Here is a 1,677-nt window from a genome sequence, read left to right on the forward strand (position 1 = left end):
GCACTATACTTCGGAAGCGGATATTATGAAAATTGTGCGCCCGACTATTAGTAAATATTGGGAGGAATTAATTGACAGTGCAAATACTCTTAAAGATTTGATTAATTTACAAATTCAATTACAAGATTATAAGGTATTAGATCCTGCTTGTGGAAGTGGTAATTTTTTATATGTTGCCTATCAGGAATTAAAAAGAATTGAGCAGTTATTATTAGATAAAATAAGAAGTAAAAATAAAGGTAAAAATTTACAAATAAATCTAAGTTTTGTGACTCCAAATCAGTTTTATGGCATGGATATAAACCCTTTTGCAGTAGAGTTAGCAAAAGTTACTTTAATAATTGCTAGAAAAGTAGCTATTGATAAGTTTAATTTAACTGAACCTGCTTTACCTTTAGACAGTTTAGATAACAATATTATTTGTACTGATGCTTTATTTTCTGATTGGCAAAAAGCCGATGCTATAATCGGGAATCCTCCTTTTTTAGGGGGTAAACATATGCGAATTAATTTAAGCGATGATTATGTAGAAAAAATATTTAGTAAATTTAATGATGTTAAAGATTCAGTGGATTTTTGTAGTTATTGGTTTAGAATAGCCCATGATAATTTAACAGAAAATGGTAGGGCTGGATTAGTTGCAACTAACTCTATTTCTCAGGGAAAAAGCCGTAAAGCATCCCTTGATTATATAAGTCAAAATAAAGGTTATATTCATGAAGCAATTTCGACTCAAGAATGGTCAGGGGAAGCAGCCGTTCATGTTAGTATTGTTAATTGGTGTAAAACTATTCCATATAGTTATATCTTAGATAATCAGTTAGTAAATAGTATTAATACTTCTTTAACTTCAGAAGTTGATGTTACCCAAGCTAAGAAAATAAAAGCGAATCAAAATCTTTGTTTTCAAGGAGTTTTACCCGTAGGAAAAGGTTTTATAATTACGGAAAAACAAGCTCAAGAATTTATCAAAAAAGATGCTAAAAATAAGGTAGTAATTAAGTTATTTTCTATGGGAGATAATTTAGCGAGTAATCCTCATGGAAAACCTGATAGATGGATTATTGACTTTAATGATTTAAGCCTTGAATCGGCAAGTAATTATGGTTTACCTTTTAGATATATAAAAGAAAATGTTAAATCTGAAAGAGAAAATAATCGTGCAAAAAGAGCAAAAGAAATTTGGTGGCAATTATTCGCACCTCGCCCTAATTTAAGAGACGCAATTAAAAATTTAAACTATTGTTTTGCCGTGCCTAGAGTATCTAAATGGTTTATATTTATTCCTTTTAAAACTGAATGGTTAGCTGGTGATTTAAACTGCATTGTTGCCTCTGATGATTTTTATGTTTTAGGTATTTTAACCTCAAAAATTCATCGAATTTGGGTAAAAGCTCAAAGTTCAACTTTAGGAGAAACATTAAGATATACTAATACAACTTGTTTTGAAACATTTCCGTTTCCTTTATTAGAAAATAGTGTTTTTATCCATGATGATAATGTGGGCATTGCCCGCCCTACTAATGAAGCTAAAATTGTTCAACAAATAAGAGATAAAATGACAGAATTACATGAATATCGAAGGAGAGAAATGGAACAAAAAAACTGGGGAATTACAAAGTTATATAATGAGTTTTTTCATGAGTTTAGCAGTAAATTATCTCAACTTCATCAACA

At 29.9% G+C, this 1,677-nt stretch carries 1 protein-coding gene; it reads left to right on the forward strand.

From position 1 onward, the window contains the following. On the forward strand, positions 1 to 1,677 hold a 1,677-nt coding region (locus tag FWJ34_RS19305; RefSeq protein WP_308256949.1), incomplete at both ends, for a DNA methyltransferase.

Origin of the sequence: Geminocystis sp. GBBB08 (assembly GCF_016743215.1) — a bacterium.
GTDB lineage: Bacteria > Cyanobacteriota > Cyanobacteriia > Cyanobacteriales > Cyanobacteriaceae > Geminocystis.